Here is a 15037-nt window from a genome sequence, read left to right on the forward strand (position 1 = left end):
TCAGGGATCGCACGACGCTATGGTTCGATCCCGGAAAGGTACAGCCTGCGCGGGATAAGCGCAGGCTGCAACAAGAGCTTCGCGGCTGAAGCCGCTCCTACAAGAGCGGCTGCACGGGCTAGAGGGCCTTGACCTCGATAATTTCCACATCGAAGGCCAGCACCTTACCGGCCAGTGGGTGGTTGAAGTCGATGGTGACCTGCTTGTCATCGAACGCCTTGACCACGCCTGGCAGCTCGGTATTGGCGGCATCGTTGAAGATCACCAGCAGGCCTTCGGACAGCTCCATGCCCTCGAACTGGCCGCGCGGCATGATCTGCACGTTCTGCGGGTTGGGCTGGCCGAAGCCCTGCTCCGGTTGTACCTGCACGCTGCGCTTGTCGCCAGCCTTGAAGCCGTACAGCGCCTGCTCGAAGCCGGGCAGCAGGTTGCCGTCGCCGACCTTGAAGGTCGCCGGTTGCTTGTCGAAGGTACTGTCGACCACATCGCCGTTTTCCAGCTTGAGGGCGAAATGCAGGGTCACTTCCCTGTCCGGACCGATGCGCACGTCTGTCATTTCGCAGCCTCCTTCGCGGACTTGTCGCTCTTGAACATATCCAGCGCCAGCAGGATGGCGCCGATGGTGATGAAGGTGTCGGCCAGATTGAACGCCGGGAAGAACCAGCGGCTCTGCCAATGCACCAGAATGAAGTCGACCACGTGACCAAGCACCACGCGGTCATACAGGTTACCCAGCGCACCACCCAGGACCATGGCCAGCGCCACGGCCAGCAACGTCTCGTGACGCTTGAGGCGCTTGAGCCAGACTACTAGCACGACGCTGACGACGATGGCGATGGCTGCGAAGAACCAGCGCTGCCAGCCGGCGGCATCGGCCAGGAAGCTGAATGCCGCGCCGGTGTTGTAGGCCAGGGTCCAGTCGAAGTAACCCGGAATCACTTCGATGCGCTGGTACATGCTCAGCGTGCCCTCGAAGATGTCCTTGGTCACCCGGTCGGCGACCAGGATCAGCATACTCAGCAGCAGCCAGGGCAGATGCCCGAAACGCGAGGACTCAGGCATGCTTGCGCACCTCACCTTCACCTTCGATGTTGCTCACGCAGCGATCGCACAGTTCAGGATGCGCGGCATGACTGCCGACATCGGCGCGGAAGTGCCAGCAGCGGCCGCACTTGGCGTGGGCGGATTTGAGGATCTTCAGCTTCAGGCCTTCGACCTCGGTCACCACCGCATCGCTCGGCGCATCGGCCAGCGGCGCGGTTTGCGCCGCCGAGGTGATCAGGGCGAAACGCAGCTCGTCGCCAAGCTTGGCCAGGTCGGCCTGCTTGGCGTCGTCGCAGAACAGGGTGACCTCGGCCTGCAGGCTGGCACCGATGGCCTTGGCCGTGCGCAGGTTCTCCAGCTCCTTGTTGACCGCAGCCTTGACCTCCATCACGCGATCCCAATAGGCACGATCCAGTTCGAAGCCTTCCGGCAGACGCTCCAGGCCCGCATACCAGGTGTTGAGCATCACCGACTCGTTGCGCTCGCCCGGCAGGAACTGCCAGATCTCCTCGGCGGTGAAGGCCAGGATCGGCGCGATCCAGCGCACCAGCGCTTCGCTGATGTGGAACAGCGCGCTCTGGCAGGAGCGACGCGCCACGCTGTCGGCGGCGGTGGTGTACTGGCGGTCCTTGATGATGTCCAGGTAGAAACCGCCCAGCTCCTGCACGCAGAAGTTGTGCACCTTGGAGTAGACGTTCCAGAACCGGTAATCGCCGTACGCTTCGATGATTTCTTCCTGCAAACGCAGGGCGGCGTCCACGGCCCAGCGGTCGAGGTCGAGCATCTGCTCGGGCTGCAGCAGGTCCTTGGCCGGATCGAAGCCGTTGAGGTTGGCCAGCATGAAGCGCGCGGTGTTGCGGATGCGGCGGTAGGCGTCGGCGCTGCGCTGCAGGATCACCTTGGATACGGCCATCTCACCGGAATAGTCGGTGGACGCGACCCACAGGCGCATGATGTCGGCACCCAGGCTGTCGTTGACCTCCTGCGGCGCAACCACGTTACCCAGCGACTTGGACATCTTGCGGCCGTTCTCGTCGACCACGAAGCCATGGGTCAGCAGCGCCTTGTACGGCGCGTGACCGTCGATGGCGCTGCCGGTCAGCAGGGACGAATGGAACCAGCCGCGGTGCTGGTCCGAGCCCTCCAGGTACAGATCGGCGCGCGGGCCGGTGGTGTGGCCGAGGCCGTGCGAGCCACGCAGTACATGCCAGTGGGTGGTACCGGAGTCGAACCAGACGTCGAGGGTGTCGTTGATCTTGTCGTAGTCAGCCGCTTCGGCGCCAAGCAGCTCGGCCGCGTCAAGCTTGAACCAGGCTTCGATACCTTCCTGCTCGACACGCTTGGCGACCTCTTCCATCAGCTCGACGGTGCGCGGGTGCAGCTCGCCGGTGGCCTTGTGCAGGAAGAATGGGATCGGCACGCCCCAGTTGCGCTGACGCGAGATGCACCAGTCGGGACGACCGGCGATCATGCTGTGCAGACGCGCCTGACCCCAGGCCGGGACGAACTGGGTCTGCTCGATGGCCGCCAGCGCACGCTCACGCAGCGGCGCACCTTGCTTCGGCTGAGTGTCCATGCCAACGAACCATTGTGCGGTGGCGCGGTAGATCAGCGGCGTCTTGTGGCGCCAGCAGTGCATGTAGCTGTGCTGGATCGGCTGGTGCTTGAGCAGCGCGCCGACTTCGGCCAGCTTCTCGACGATGGCCGGGTTGGCCTTCCAGATGAACTGGCCGCCGAAGAACGGCAGGTCCGGGGTGTAGACGCCATTGCTCTGCACCGGGCTGAGAATGTCGTCGTTGCTCATGCCGTAGGCTTTGCAGGTGCGGAAGTCGTCCTCACCATAAGCCGGCGCCGAGTGGACGATACCGGTACCGGCGCCCAGCTCGACGTACTCGGCCAGGTACACCGGCGAGAAACGCTCGTAGAACGGATGGCGGAAGCGGATCAGATCCAGCGCAGCGCCCTGCGCCGTGGCGATCACCTGACCTTGCAGGCCGTAGCGCTGCAGGCAGGATTCGACCAGTTCTTCAGCCAGGAGCAGCAGGCGCTCGCCGGTGTCGACCAAGGCGTAGGTAAATTCCGGATGGACGTTGAGCGCCTGGTTGGCCGGGATGGTCCAGGGCGTGGTGGTCCAGATGACGATGGCAGTCGGCTTGCTCAACTCGCTCAGGCCGAAGGCGGCGGCCAGCTTGTCTGCATCTTCGATGGGGAAGGCGACGTCGATGGCATCGGACTTCTTGTCCTGATACTCCACCTCGGCTTCAGCCAAGGCCGAGCCGCAGTCGAAGCACCAGTTCACCGGCTTCAGGCCTTTGAACACGAAGCCCTGCTTGACCATCTCGGCCAGGGCGCGGATCTCGCCGGCCTCGTTGGCAAAGTCCATGGTCTTGTACGGGTTGTCCCAGTCGCCGAGCACACCGAGGCGGATGAAGTCGGCCTTCTGCCCTTCGATCTGCTCGCCGGCATAGGTGCGGCAGCGCTCGCGGGTCAGGTCGGCCGGCTGATTCTTGCCGAAGGTGGTTTCGACCTTGTGCTCGATCGGCAGGCCATGGCAGTCCCAGCCCGGCACGTAGGGCGCGTCGAAGCCGGCCAGGGTCTTGGAGCGGGTGATGATGTCCTTGAGGATCTTGTTCACCGCATGACCGATGTGGATGCTGCCGTTGGCATAGGGCGGGCCGTCGTGCAGGACGAACTTCGGCCGATTTTCGCCAATCTTGCGCAGCTTGCTATACAGGCCAATCTCGTTCCAGCGCTGCAGGGTCTGCGGCTCGCGTTGCGGCAGGCCGGCCTTCATCGGGAACTGGGTATCGGGCAGGTTCAGCGTAGCTTTGTAGTCGGTCATTTCGGGCTCTTCATCAGCGGGTGGCTCTTCATCAGCGGGTGGCCCTGCCAATAATCACGGGCAGCGGCGATATCGGCGGCAATCGCCGCCCTCAAGGCCTCCAGCGAGGCGAAACGCTGCTCATCACGCAGCTTGTGGTGGAAAGCCACCGAGAGACGCCGGCCATACAGATCGCCGGCAAAATCCAGAAGATGCACTTCCAGATGGGCGCTGCCGTCACCGGCAACGCTGGGGCGCACGCCGATATTGGCGACGCCCGGTTGAATCACGCCATCGATATCACAACTCACCAGATAAACGCCGGTCAGCGGCACCTTGCGCCGCTTGAGCTGGATGTTGGCCGTGGGTGCATCGAGCTGGCGGCCGAGCTTCTGCCCGTGCAACACCCGCCCGGCGATGCGGAACGGCCGACCGAGCAAGGCTTCGGCCAGTTCGAAATCGCCATCGGCCAGCGCCTGGCGCACGCGTGTGCTGCTGACCCGGCCGCCGAGCACTTCGACGGTGGTCGAGGCGTCGACGCTGAAGCCGTAACGCTGGCCGGCGGCCTTGAGAAATTCGAAATCCCCGGCACGGTCGCAGCCGAAGCGGAAATCGTCGCCGATCTCCAGATCCTTCACGCCCAGGCCATCGACCAGCACACGCTGGACGAACTCGGCGGCCGACAACTCACGCAAGCGGCGGTTGAAGGTCAGGCACAGCACCATGTCGACGCCTTCGGCGGCCAGCAGGGCGAGCTTGTCACGCAGACGGGTCAGGCGCGCCGGCGCGGTGTCCGGGCCGAAGAACTCACGCGGCTGCGGCTCGAAGATCACCACGCAACTGGGCACGGCCAACTCCGCCGCGCGCTCGCGCAAGCGCTCCAGGATGGCCTGGTGCCCACGATGAACGCCGTCGAAATTACCGATGGTGACCACACAGCCCCGCGCCTGGGGCTGCAGGTTATGAAGACCTCGAACCAGCTGCATAGCACGCTTCTTGTTCACAAAGTGGTCGATTATACGCACAGCAGGCCATGCACAACAGGCATCGCGATGCGTGAAACCGCTACAGGGCCCGCCGGGCAAAATCGCGCGGACGGAAGCCCAATATCAGCAGCATGCCGAAGTAGGCGACCAGCCCAGCAGCCACCAGCGCGCCGAGACGCAACAGGCGCACGAGCATTTCCCCTTCCGCCCAGGCGGGCATGACCTGCAGCAGCCCCAGCAGCACAGCGACCATCACCGTCACCGCCACCACCAGTTTGAACAGGAACAGCCCCCAGCCCGGCAGCGGCTGGAAGATATCGGCGCGCCGCAGTTGCCAGTACAACAGGCCGGCATTCAGGCAGGCCGCCAGGCTGATCGCCAGCGCCAGGCCGACGTGCGCCATGCCCAGGCCAAAGACGAACAGCGCATTCATCACCTGGGTCGCCAGCAGGCTGACCACGGCGATCTTCACCGGCGTCTTGATGTTCTGTTGGGCGTAGAAGCCCGGTGCAAGAATTTTCACCAGAATCAGTGCCAGCAGCCCGACCGCATAGGCCATCAGCGCCTGCTGGGTCATCAGCGAATCGTTGGCGGTGAATTTGCCGTACTGAAACAGCGAGACCACCAAAGGCTCAGCGAGAATCGCCAGAGCCAGGGTGCAAGGCAGCACCAGCAGAAAGCACAGACGCAGGCCCCAATCGAGCAGGCGACGGTACTCGTCGCGATTCTTGCTCGCATAGGTTTTCGAGAGTGCCGGCAGCAGGATGGTGCCCAGCGCCACGCCCAGCACCCCCGAGGGCAGCTCCATCAGGCGGTCGGCGTAATACATCCAGGACACCGAGCCGGCCACCAGGAAGGAGGCGAAAATGGTGTTGATGATCAGCGATATCTGGCTCACCGAGACGCCGAAGATCGCCGGCCCCATCTGCTTGAGTACGCGCCAGACGCCCAGATCACCGAAACTCAAACGCGGCAGCACCAGCATGCCGACCTTCTTCAGATGCGGCAGTTGCCAGAGCAGTTGGGCCAGCCCGCCGACCAGCACCGCCCAGCCCAGCGCCATGATTGGCGGGTCGAAATAGGGCGTCAGAAACAGCGAGAAGACGATCATGCTGACATTGAGCAAGGTCGGCACGAACGCCGGCACCGAAAAACGGTTCCAGGTGTTGAGAATGGCCCCGGCCAGCGATGACAGGGAGATCAGCAATATATAAGGAAAGGTTACCCGCAGCAGATCGACCGTCAGCTCGAAACGCTCAGCCTCATCGGCAAAACCCGGCGCCGTAGCCCAGACGATCCAGGGCGCCGCGAGCACGCCGATGGCCGTGACCAGCGCCAGCACCAGGGTCAGCAAGCCCGAGACGTAGGCGATGAAGGTACGCGTGGCCTCCTCGCCCTGCTGCATCTTGTACTCGGCCAGGATGGGTACGAAGGCCTGGGAGAAGGCGCCTTCGGCAAAAATGCGGCGCAGCAGATTGGGCAGCTTGAAGGCCACCACGAAGGCATCCGACGCCACCCCGGCGCCAAAGGTGCGGGCAATGATGGTGTCGCGCACGAACCCCAGCACGCGCGACACCATGGTCAGTGAACTGACGGCAGCCAGGGACTTGAGCAGATTCATGGGGTATTTCGGCTTCCATAAAAAGGTGCAGTAGCGGACAATCCGCCGCCCAACGAAGGCGTCGAGTGTAGCGAGCCACCACTGGTCAGGCCAGCACAGGAAAGCGTCATCAGACTTGACAGCAGGCAGATGGATCGGCATGATTCGCGGCCTTATTTGTCGTAACCCCCCAGTTTTCGAGGAGCTTGACGGTGGCCAACTCACCTTCTGCCAAAAAACGCGCCAAACAGGCTGAGAAGCGCCGTAGCCATAACGCCAGCCTGCGCTCGATGGTTCGTACTTACATCAAGAACGTAGTCAAGGCTATTGCTGCCAAAGATCTCGAGCTTGCCAAGACTGCTTACACTGCAGCCGTTCCGGTCATCGACCGCATGGCTGACAAAGGCATCATCCACAAGAACAAAGCCGCTCGTCACAAGAGCCGCCTGAACGCGCACATCAAGGCGCTGGGCGAAGCTGCTGCCGCTTAACTGCGACAGGTTCTTGAAAAACCGGCCCTGGAGGCCGGTTTTTTATGGCTATGTCCCTGTTAACTGTTGCTAGGGTTCCAAGGAAGGCCGGGAGCCTTGTAGGGTGGGCTTTAGCCCACGCCAACCACCGTTGGTGGGCTAAAGCCCACCCTACGGGCCTTTGCACCCACTCCCAACACTTAGCGCAGACATAGCCTTTTTTATTGCCCTAAATTCAAGTCCGCAGCCGTGCACCCATAAAAAATGCCCGCCTCCTTGCGAAGTGCGGGCATTTCTCGAAAACAGCGAAGATCAGCCGCGAGCAGCCTTGATCACTTCGATGTAGGGCCCGGCATTGCGCTGATCCTGAATCAGCGCGATGAAATCATTGCCCTGCGCATCGGTGGCCGAGAGGTCGTAGCCTGCGGCGACGAAGAAGCCCACGAAGCGCTCGAAATCATCGACACGCAAGCCGCGATAGGCCTTGACCAGCTTGTGCAGCGAAGGCGGCGTAGTGTCCGCCGGCTCTACCGCCAGGAACAGCTTGATCGAGTCATCGCTGATTTCTTCGCCAATCACCTGCTTCTTGTCTTTACGCATCGCCCGCTCCCGCCAGCATTACAGAGGGCCGGCAGTGTACCGCCGCGCCGCGCGCGGCTCAACGCGCAGCCCGCAACGCTAACACGCGAACAATCGACACGACAGCCGACCTAGGTCATGCCGCGCCCGGTGAACTGACTTCTATAATGCGCCAAGCCATTAGGAGCCAGCATGTCACGCCCATCGTTACCGCTGTTCGCCGCCTGGCGCCAGACGCTGCGCGCCGGTTACTCGTGGAAGGCCCTGCGCGGCGACCTGAGCGCCGGCCTGACGGTGGGCATCATCGCCATTCCGCTGGCCATGGCGCCGGCCATCGCCGTGGGTGTGGCGCCGCAGCATGGGCTCTACACCGTGCTGATCGCCGCACCGCTGATCGCCCTGTGCGGCGGCTCGCGCTTCAATATTTCCGGCCCCACCGCTGCCTTCGTGGTGATCCTGCTGCCGATCACCCAGCAGTACGGCCTCGGTGGCTTGCTGCTGTGCACGCTGATGGCCGGGCTGATCCTGATCAGCCTGGGCCTGCTGCGCGCCGGACGTCTGATCGAATTCGTGCCCTACCCGGTGACCCTGGGCTTCACTGCCGGTATCGGTATCGTCATCGCCGTCCTGCAGATCAAGGATCTGTTCGGCCTGCATCTGGCCGGCGCGCCGCAGCATTTGTTGGAGCAGGTGAATCTTCTGCTGCGCGCCCTGCCCAGCCTGCAGCCCGGCGATACCCTGGTTGGCGCGGTGTGCCTGGCGACGCTGCTGATCTGGCCACGCCTGGCGCCGAAAATTCCCGCACATCTGGTAGCCCTGGCGGTCGGCGCATTGCTGGCACTGGCTCTGGAACGCCTGGGACTGCCCGTGGCGACACTGGGCGAGCGCTTCAGCTATCAACTCGATGGCATTGAATACCCCGGTATCCCGCCCTTCCTGCCGAGCCTGGCGCTACCCTGGAATCTGCCAGGACCTGACGGCCAGCCGCTGGTATTGTCCTTCGAGCTGATTCGCCAGCTGCTCGCCCCGGCATTTGCCATCGCCATGCTGGGCGCCATCGAGTCACTGCTGTGCGCCGTGGTGGCCGACGGCATGACCGGCAGCAAGCACGATCCCAACGCCGAATTGATCGGCCAGGGCCTGGGCAATCTGGCCGCGCCGTTCTTTGGCGGCATCACCGCCACCGCCGCCATCGCCCGCACGGCAGCCAACGTGCGTGCCGGGGCCTTTTCGCCGATGGCGGCACTGGTTCACGCCGGCGTGGTGCTGGCAGCGATTCTGCTGCTCGCGCCGCTGTTCAGCTACCTGCCGATGGCGGCGCTGGCGGCGCTACTGCTGATGGTGGCGTGGAACATGAGCGAACCTCATCACGTCGCCCACACCCTGCGCATCGCCCCACGTGGCGATGTGCTGGTGCTGCTGACCTGCCTGTTGCTGACGGTGCTGTTCGACATGGTGCTGGCCGTGGGCGTTGGCCTGCTGCTGGCAGCCGGACTGTTCATCAAACGCATGAGCGAGCTGACCGATACCGCTGCGCTGAGCCGGCAGCAACGTCAGGCCCTGCAGGATTTGCCCGAGCACGTGCTGGCTTACGCCATTCGCGGCCCGCTGTTCTTCGGCGCGGCAGAAAAGGCGCTGAGCGTGCTGCGCCGCTTCACCCCAGGGGTGCGCGTGGTGATCGTCGATATCAGCGCCGTACCGCTGCTGGACATGACCGCCATCGCCGCGCTGGACAATGTGCTGCGCGACTATCGCCAGCAGGGTGTGGCGCTGATCCTCAGCGGCCCCACCGCGCAGGTACGCCTGCAACTACGGCGCGCCGGCGTGCGCAGCCGCGAGGGCGAACTGGCTTATGCGCGGGATCTGCCGCACGCGCGGGAAAAGGCATTGCGCTGGTTGGGAGAGACCCCGAAGCTGTGACCGGATTTCATCCGGCCTTCGCGCCCGACGGCGATCTGTAGGAGCGGCGCCCCGCCGCGAAGCTGGGCGACACTGACATCAACAGCTTCGCCCCGGGGCGGGGCTCCTACGGAAAGCAGGTGTGTGAGCCTTGGTATCAGGCTTACAGCCCCTTGACCGCGAAGATGCCGGCGGCGTTGCGCCAGTAGCCCTTGTAGTCCATGCCGTAACCGAAGATGTAACGGTCAATGCACTGCAGGCCCACGTAATTGGCCTTCAGGTCCGGGCGAGCCTTGCGCTCGTGCTCCTTGTCGATCAGCACCGCCGTGTGCACGGCACGCGCGCCGGCATGGCGGCAGAAATCGATGATCGCGCCGAGGGTATGCCCTTCGTCGAGGATGTCGTCGATGATCAGCACGTCGCGGTCGATGAACGACACTTCCGGCTTGGCCTTCCAGAACAGCTCGCCACCGCTGGTTTCGTTGCGATAACGGGTGGCGTGCAGGTAAGACGCTTCCAACGGGAAATTCAGTTTGGTCAGCAGCTTGCCGGAGAAGATCAGGCCGCCATTCATCACGCAGAACACCACCGGGTTGCGCTCAGCCAGCTCGGCGTTGATCTGGCTGGCGACCTTGTCGATGGCCGCTTCCACCTCAGCTTCGGTGAACAGGCAGTCGGCTTCCGCCATGATTTGGCGAATGTGCGCGAGATCGGCGGACATGATGGTGCTCTCTCTTGATCGGCTGATGAGTGGCGGCGAACAGCCCGAAAGCTGATCGACTCGTCAAATAAAAGCGGGCAAAGGTACAGACCCGTGCAACGCTTGCCAAGTATCGACTGACCAGCGTAGCCGATGCACGTCGGCGAGCACCGCGACTCATCAGTCACCCACCACTTGGCACAAGCAATGCTTTAATCTAACGCGATTTTTCCCAGAGCCCCGTTGGAGATCCCAGCCCATGCCCACTCGCGAGATCCGCCACCCGCTGATCCGTCACAAGATCGGCCTGATGCGCCGCGCCGATATCAGCACCAAGAATTTCCGTGAGCTGGCCCAGGAAGTGGGCGCCCTGCTGACTTATGAGGCCACCAACGACTTGCCTCTGGAAGCCTACGACATCGAAGGCTGGGCGGGCACCGTTCAGGTGGAGAAGATCGCCGGCAAGAAGATCACCGTAGTGCCCATCCTGCGTGCCGGCATCGGCATGCTCGACGGCGTGCTCAGCCTGATCCCGGGCGCCAAGGTCAGCGCCGTGGGCGTGGCGCGCAACGAGGAAACCCTGGAAGCGCACACCTATCTTGAAAAACTGGCGCCGGAAATCGACTCGCGCCTGGCGCTGATCATCGACCCGATGCTGGCCACCGGCGGTTCGATGGTCGCCACCATCGACCTGCTGAAGAAAGCCGGCTGCAAGGACATCCGCGCCATGGTCCTGGTTGCTGCCCCCGAGGGCATTCAGGCGGTCGAGCAGGCTCACCCGGACGTGACCATCTTCACCGCCTCAATCGATCAGTGTCTGAACGAACACGGCTACATCATTCCGGGCCTGGGCGATGCCGGCGACAAGATCTTCGGCACCAAGCAAAAGGACGCCTGACATGTCGCAGACGGAATTCAACGATCCGCTCTGGCGCCAGGGCATTTCCGGCGCGCAGATGCTGTTCGTGGCCTTCGGCGCTCTGGTGCTGATGCCGCTGATCACCGGCATGGACCCCAACGTCGCGCTGTTCACCGCCGGTATCGGCACCCTGCTGTTCCAACTGGTGACCAAACGCCAGGTGCCGGTGTTTCTGGCCTCCAGCTTCGCCTTCATCGCGCCGATTCTGGCAGCCAAGGGCGAGTTCGGCCTGCCGGCAGTGATGGGCGGCGTGATCGCCGCCGGTCTGGTCTACATCCTGCTCTCGGCGCTGGTGAAGCTGCGCGGCCCGAGCTTCATCGACCGCCTGCTGCCACCGGTGGTGATCGCCCCGGTGATCATCTCCATCGGCCTGGCGCTGTCACCGGTCGCGGTGAACATGGCCATGGGCAAGGCTGGTGACGGCAGCGTCGAACTGGTGCCGTACAGCACCGCGATGATGATTTCGATGCCGGCGCTGATCACCACTTTGCTGGTGGCCGTGCTGGGACGCGGGCTCTTCCGCCTGGTGCCGATCCTCTCCGGCATCGCCGTTGGCTGCGCCATCGCCGCGGTGCTCGGGGTGATCGACACCAGCGCCGTCGATCAGGCAGCCTGGCTCGCCGTACCCAACTTCGTCACCCCGGAACTGCACTGGGGCGCCATTCTGTACATGGTGCCGGTCGCCCTGGCGCCCGCCATCGAGCACATCGGCGGCGTGGTGGCGATTGGCAACGTGACCGGCAAGAACTTCGTCAAACAGCCGGGCCTGCACCGCACCCTGCTGGGTGACGGTCTGGCCACCTCGGCAGCCGGCCTGTTCGGTGGCCCGCCCAACACCACCTACGCCGAAGTGACCGGCGCGGTAATGCTGACCAAGAGCTACAACCCGAAGATCATGACCTGGGCGGCGGTATTCGCCATTGCCCTGGCCTTTATCGGCAAGTTCGGCGTGGCCCTGCAGAGCATCCCGGTGCCGGTGATGGGCGGCATTCTCTGCCTGCTGTTCGGCTCCATCGCCGTGGTCGGTCTCAACACCCTGATTCGCCATCAGGTCGACCTGTCCGAAGCGCGCAACCTGATCATCGTCTCGGTGACCCTGGTGTTCGGTATCGGCGGCATGGTGATTGGCGGCAAGGAATTTGCCCTGTCGGGTATTTCCCTGTGCGCCATCAGCGCCCTGCTGCTCAACCTGGTACTGCCAGGCGGCGCCGGCTGGAAGAAAAAGGACGGGCAAGAGGCCTAATGTCTGTCAGTTAAGCGTCGACGCTGCCAATGGGTAGGAGCGGCGCCCCGCCGCGAACCAGGGCGATACGCGATTGAAAAGCTTCGCCCCGGGGCGGGGCTCCTACGAAAGACCGCTTTGGCAAGCTTATCTGATCGGCATTGGGCAAGAGGCCTGACTCTCTCGCCCAAGAAAAAGCCCGCGATTGATTCGCGGGCTTTTTCTTGACGCTGGCGAACGTTACCAGCCGACACCAAAGCCAAGGGTGTAGCGGGTTTCATCCAGATCCCCTTCGGCACCGCTGACGATATCTTTCTCGGCCTTCATGTTCAGCGACGCCCAGTCGGTCACCTTGTAACGCAGGCCGACTTCCGCATCGAGGCTGTAGTCCGCCGCGCCACTGAGCGGACGACCGACCTCACCGACAGTGAACAGCTCGACGGTCTTGCCGATCAGATAGCGGTTGTAGTCCCACTTCACGCTCATCGCATAGAAGCGGTCCTGCTCGCCATTGCTGTAGCGGTAATCACTGCGGTTGGCCAGGGTGGCGAGGGAGAACGACCCCAGCTCGTCATCCCAGAACTGGTAACCCGGACCGGTACCCAGGGTGCGCTGACGCTCCACCTCTTCGATACGGTCGCGCTTGTACTCGAAGCGCCCCTGCCAGAACCATTTCTCCGTGAGGAAACGGTCAAGGGCATATTCGGCGCTCCAGTTATCGGTACTGACGACGTCGTTTTTCAGCTCGCGGTTGTAATCGGCCAGCGCGTTATGCCGCCACAGGCCATGACGGGCCTGGGTCTTGATGCCGACATCGTAGTCGTCGGAGTCGCGCTCACCGCGCTTGTAGTCGAGACCGAGGTCGATGTTGCCCTTCCAGGTGAAGTCCTCCACCAGCGGCTTGGGCTTCATGATCTGCTCGATCTGCGCCAGCTCGATGGTTTTCGGCGAGTCGCCATTGGCCAGTGTCACCTTGCCCGGCTCGGCGGCCAGCAGCGATTTGGCACGCTCGCCATCCACCGGGCCAAGCTTGACCAGCAGCTCATGGTCGCTTTGCAGGGTGGCGATTTTCTTCCAGCTCAGCGGGATGGAGCCGCCGTAGTCGGTTTCCAGCAGCAGTTTGCTGCCGTCGAAGAAGCGAATGGTGCCGGTCAGGCGGTCACCGTTGGTCAGCCAGACGGTGTCGGCGAAGGTGGCGGAACTGCACAGAGCGATGCTCAGGCCTAGCAGGGACAGCGATGTAGAGCGCGACATAAGTTGGGTAATGGCGTTGGTGGGCGAAAGCCGGGCATTATCCGCAACCCCGGCGCCAGAGCAACAACTGACCGGGCCGAATACCCAGAGTTCAGCTTTTTCCGTCGGGCGGCGTGCCGTTGGGCAGCGCACCGCCCGACGGCATCACCACCCCACGCCGATACCGATCAGATAATGCCGATCCGAAACCGTCTGCCCTGGGGCACGCAACTGATCCAGCTCGTACAAAAGCGATAAGCGCGCCCACTGGTTGAGGCGGTAGCGCAGGCCGAATTCGCTATCGAGCACGTAGTCGATTTCTTCGATATGCGGGATCTGCAACTGGGCATTGGCATAGAACTCCAGCCGCGTACCCCACAGCAGGCGCTTGTAATCCAGCTCCAGCGAAGTGGTATTGAACGCCAGATCGGCAACATCCGACTCCAGACGCACGCGATTGAACTGGCCGATCAGGTCGAAACGTCCCAGTTCGTCATCCCAGAAGCGATAACCGGGGCCGGTACCGACGATGCGCTGGCGATCGACAGTCTCGAATTCGTCCTCGGCCTGCTCCACGCCCACCCGCCAGAACCAGTGTTCGGTGAAAAAGCGATCGAGGTCGTACTCCAGTTCCCAGTTGTCCTCGACCTTTCTGTCGTTCTTGGTTTCACGCTCCAGCTCGCCACTGAGCACATGGCGCCAGCGCCCATGTTCGACACGGGTATTGCCCTTGAGCTTCCATTCGTCGACATCATTCTGGTTACGCTTCATGTCCAGTTTGGCATCGAGGTTGCCTTCCCAGAGACGGTCCTCCAGCAAAGGCCGCGGTGGCACCAGGCGCTTGATCTGCGCCAGCGGCAGGGTGTATTCGCGCTCGCCTTGCACCCGGACCATGCCACTGCCGGCCGCAACCAACCTTTCGCTGCGTTCGTTGTCGAAGCCGCTACGGCGCACCAGCAGGGGTTTGTCCGAGCTGAGGGTATCGATATCCTTCCAGTCGATCAGCACCTGGCCGGCATACTTGGTCTTGAGCGCCAGCTTGCCGCCGTCGAGCAGGATGATCTCACCACTGAGTCGATCACCGTTGTCCAGCCAAACGGTATCGGCCCAGAGCGGGCTGCCAGGGTAAAAAGGAATAAGGCGATCAGTACGCGCATGATAAGGACGAACCCTATGGGCAATACGAAACCGCCAGAGTCTGCATGGCAGGCCCCACCACCGGCAAGCGTCGAGGCGCGTCGCGAAGCGCTGTACCTGGTATTGGCACAGGTGCCGGAAGGCAGGGTCGTCAGCTATGGCGAACTGGCCCAGTTGGCCGGCCTTGGCCGCGCTGCACGTTGGGTTGGTCGTACGCTGAGCCAGTTACCGAATGGCACCACGTTGCCCTGGCATCGGGTGATCGCCGCTGGCGGACGCCTCAGTCTGGCTGCCGGCAGCCCTTCCGGGGCCGAACAACGAGCGCGCCTGCGCGCAGAGGGCATCAGCATCCTGAACGAACGTGTGGATATGCACCGTCACGGCTGGCGCCCGATGGAGCACAGCAGTTAGAGTGCGCCCTACGAAC

The 15037-nt window shown here is 63.1% G+C and carries 13 protein-coding genes and 1 pseudogene; 5 read left to right on the top strand and 9 right to left on the bottom strand.

The annotated features are described in order from the left end of the window. Positions 1-118: 118 nt before the first annotated feature. From N5J71_RS13960 to murJ, 5 genes are all read right to left on the bottom strand, one after another. Positions 119-556, bottom strand: coding sequence for an FKBP-type peptidyl-prolyl cis-trans isomerase (locus tag N5J71_RS13960; protein ID WP_279917065.1), 438 nt, complete (start codon positions 554-556; stop codon positions 119-121). Further along, a complete protein-coding gene (lspA, locus tag N5J71_RS13965) occupies positions 553-1062 on the bottom strand; it encodes a signal peptidase II (RefSeq protein ID WP_279917066.1) in 510 nt (169 codons plus the stop codon). Before lspA ends, N5J71_RS13960 begins: the two co-directional genes overlap by 4 nt. Next, entirely contained in the window at positions 1055-3886 is a 2832-nt protein-coding gene (gene ileS, locus N5J71_RS13970) for an isoleucine--tRNA ligase (protein ID WP_279917067.1), read from the bottom strand. Before ileS ends, lspA begins: the two co-directional genes overlap by 8 nt. Further along, complete coding sequence (gene ribF, locus N5J71_RS13975; protein WP_279917068.1) at positions 3883-4851, bottom strand: bifunctional riboflavin kinase/FAD synthetase; 969 nt, start codon at positions 4849-4851, stop codon at positions 3883-3885. The genes ileS and ribF overlap by 4 nt, the downstream gene beginning before the upstream one ends. Positions 4852-4930: 79 nt before the next feature. Beyond that, a complete protein-coding gene (gene murJ, locus N5J71_RS13980) occupies positions 4931-6472 on the bottom strand; it encodes a murein biosynthesis integral membrane protein MurJ (RefSeq protein ID WP_279917069.1) in 1542 nt (513 codons plus the stop codon). 191 nt (positions 6473-6663) lie between these two features. Between murJ and rpsT the strand changes: the two genes are divergently transcribed. Further along, positions 6664-6942 (top strand): 30S ribosomal protein S20, encoded by a 279-nt coding sequence (gene rpsT / locus N5J71_RS13985; protein ID WP_003243036.1) that lies wholly within the window; start codon positions 6664-6666, stop codon positions 6940-6942. A gap of 291 nt (positions 6943-7233) precedes the next feature. Here rpsT and N5J71_RS13990 read toward each other — a convergent pair whose 3' ends face one another. Further along, positions 7234-7521: a PA4642 family protein gene (locus N5J71_RS13990; protein WP_003459389.1), complete on the bottom strand. Its 288-nt coding sequence runs from the start codon at positions 7519-7521 to the stop codon at positions 7234-7236. A gap of 171 nt (positions 7522-7692) precedes the next feature. On the opposite strand from N5J71_RS13990, the gene dauA reads away from it, so the two are divergent. Then, on the top strand, positions 7693-9420 hold the full coding sequence (gene dauA / locus N5J71_RS13995) for a C4-dicarboxylic acid transporter DauA (protein WP_279917070.1): 1728 nt from the start codon (positions 7693-7695) through the stop codon (positions 9418-9420). 142 nt (positions 9421-9562) lie between these two features. Here the strand turns inward: dauA and N5J71_RS14000 are convergent, their stop codons facing one another. Further along, a complete protein-coding gene (locus N5J71_RS14000; RefSeq protein WP_092380116.1) occupies positions 9563-10120 on the bottom strand; it encodes a hypoxanthine-guanine phosphoribosyltransferase in 558 nt (185 codons plus the stop codon). Positions 10121-10358: 238 nt separating this feature from the next. Between N5J71_RS14000 and upp the strand changes: the two genes are divergently transcribed. Continuing rightward, positions 10359-10997 carry a uracil phosphoribosyltransferase gene (upp, locus tag N5J71_RS14005; protein WP_279917071.1) on the top strand — a complete coding sequence of 213 codons (639 nt, stop codon included), beginning with the start codon at positions 10359-10361 and terminating at the stop codon, positions 10995-10997. Between the two features lies 1 nt (position 10998). After that, positions 10999-12261: a uracil-xanthine permease family protein gene (locus N5J71_RS14010; protein WP_279917073.1), complete on the top strand. Its 1263-nt coding sequence runs from the start codon at positions 10999-11001 to the stop codon at positions 12259-12261. 219 nt (positions 12262-12480) lie between these two features. Here N5J71_RS14010 and N5J71_RS14015 read toward each other — a convergent pair whose 3' ends face one another. Both N5J71_RS14015 and N5J71_RS14020 read right to left on the bottom strand, forming a co-directional pair. Then, complete coding sequence (locus N5J71_RS14015; RefSeq protein ID WP_279917075.1) at positions 12481-13494, bottom strand: DUF481 domain-containing protein; 1014 nt, start codon at positions 13492-13494, stop codon at positions 12481-12483. Positions 13495-13638: 144 nt separating this feature from the next. After that, positions 13639-14630 (bottom strand): annotated as a pseudogene (locus N5J71_RS14020) (DUF481 domain-containing protein). Positions 14631-14646: 16 nt separating this feature from the next. On the opposite strand from N5J71_RS14020, the gene N5J71_RS14025 reads away from it, so the two are divergent. Continuing rightward, entirely contained in the window at positions 14647-15021 is a 375-nt protein-coding gene (locus N5J71_RS14025; protein ID WP_279917086.1) for an MGMT family protein, read from the top strand. Positions 15022-15037 lie beyond the last annotated feature (16 nt).

The organism is Ectopseudomonas oleovorans (assembly GCF_029845265.1).
GTDB lineage: Bacteria > Pseudomonadota > Gammaproteobacteria > Pseudomonadales > Pseudomonadaceae > Aquipseudomonas > Aquipseudomonas oleovorans.

Bases quoted from the DNA above. Each gene is read 5' to 3' on its own strand.
- N5J71_RS13960 (WP_279917065.1), bottom strand. From the start codon at position 556: ATGACAGACGTGCGCATCGGTCCGGACAGGGAAGTGACCCTGCATTTC.
- lspA (WP_279917066.1), bottom strand. From the start codon at position 1,062: ATGCCTGAGTCCTCGCGTTTCGGGCATCTGCCCTGGCTGCTGCTGAGT.
- ileS (WP_279917067.1), bottom strand. From the start codon at position 3,886: ATGACCGACTACAAAGCTACGCTGAACCTGCCCGATACCCAGTTCCCG.
- ribF (WP_279917068.1), bottom strand. From the start codon at position 4,851: ATGCAGCTGGTTCGAGGTCTTCATAACCTGCAGCCCCAGGCGCGGGGC.
- murJ (WP_279917069.1), bottom strand. From the start codon at position 6,472: ATGAATCTGCTCAAGTCCCTGGCTGCCGTCAGTTCACTGACCATGGTG.
- N5J71_RS13990 (WP_003459389.1), bottom strand. From the start codon at position 7,521: ATGCGTAAAGACAAGAAGCAGGTGATTGGCGAAGAAATCAGCGATGAC.
- dauA (WP_279917070.1), top strand. From the start codon at position 7,693: ATGTCACGCCCATCGTTACCGCTGTTCGCCGCCTGGCGCCAGACGCTG.
- N5J71_RS14000 (WP_092380116.1), bottom strand. From the start codon at position 10,120: ATGTCCGCCGATCTCGCGCACATTCGCCAAATCATGGCGGAAGCCGAC.
- upp (WP_279917071.1), top strand. From the start codon at position 10,359: ATGCCCACTCGCGAGATCCGCCACCCGCTGATCCGTCACAAGATCGGC.
- N5J71_RS14010 (WP_279917073.1), top strand. From the start codon at position 10,999: ATGTCGCAGACGGAATTCAACGATCCGCTCTGGCGCCAGGGCATTTCC.
- N5J71_RS14015 (WP_279917075.1), bottom strand. From the start codon at position 13,494: ATGTCGCGCTCTACATCGCTGTCCCTGCTAGGCCTGAGCATCGCTCTG.
- N5J71_RS14025 (WP_279917086.1), top strand. From the start codon at position 14,647: ATGGGCAATACGAAACCGCCAGAGTCTGCATGGCAGGCCCCACCACCG.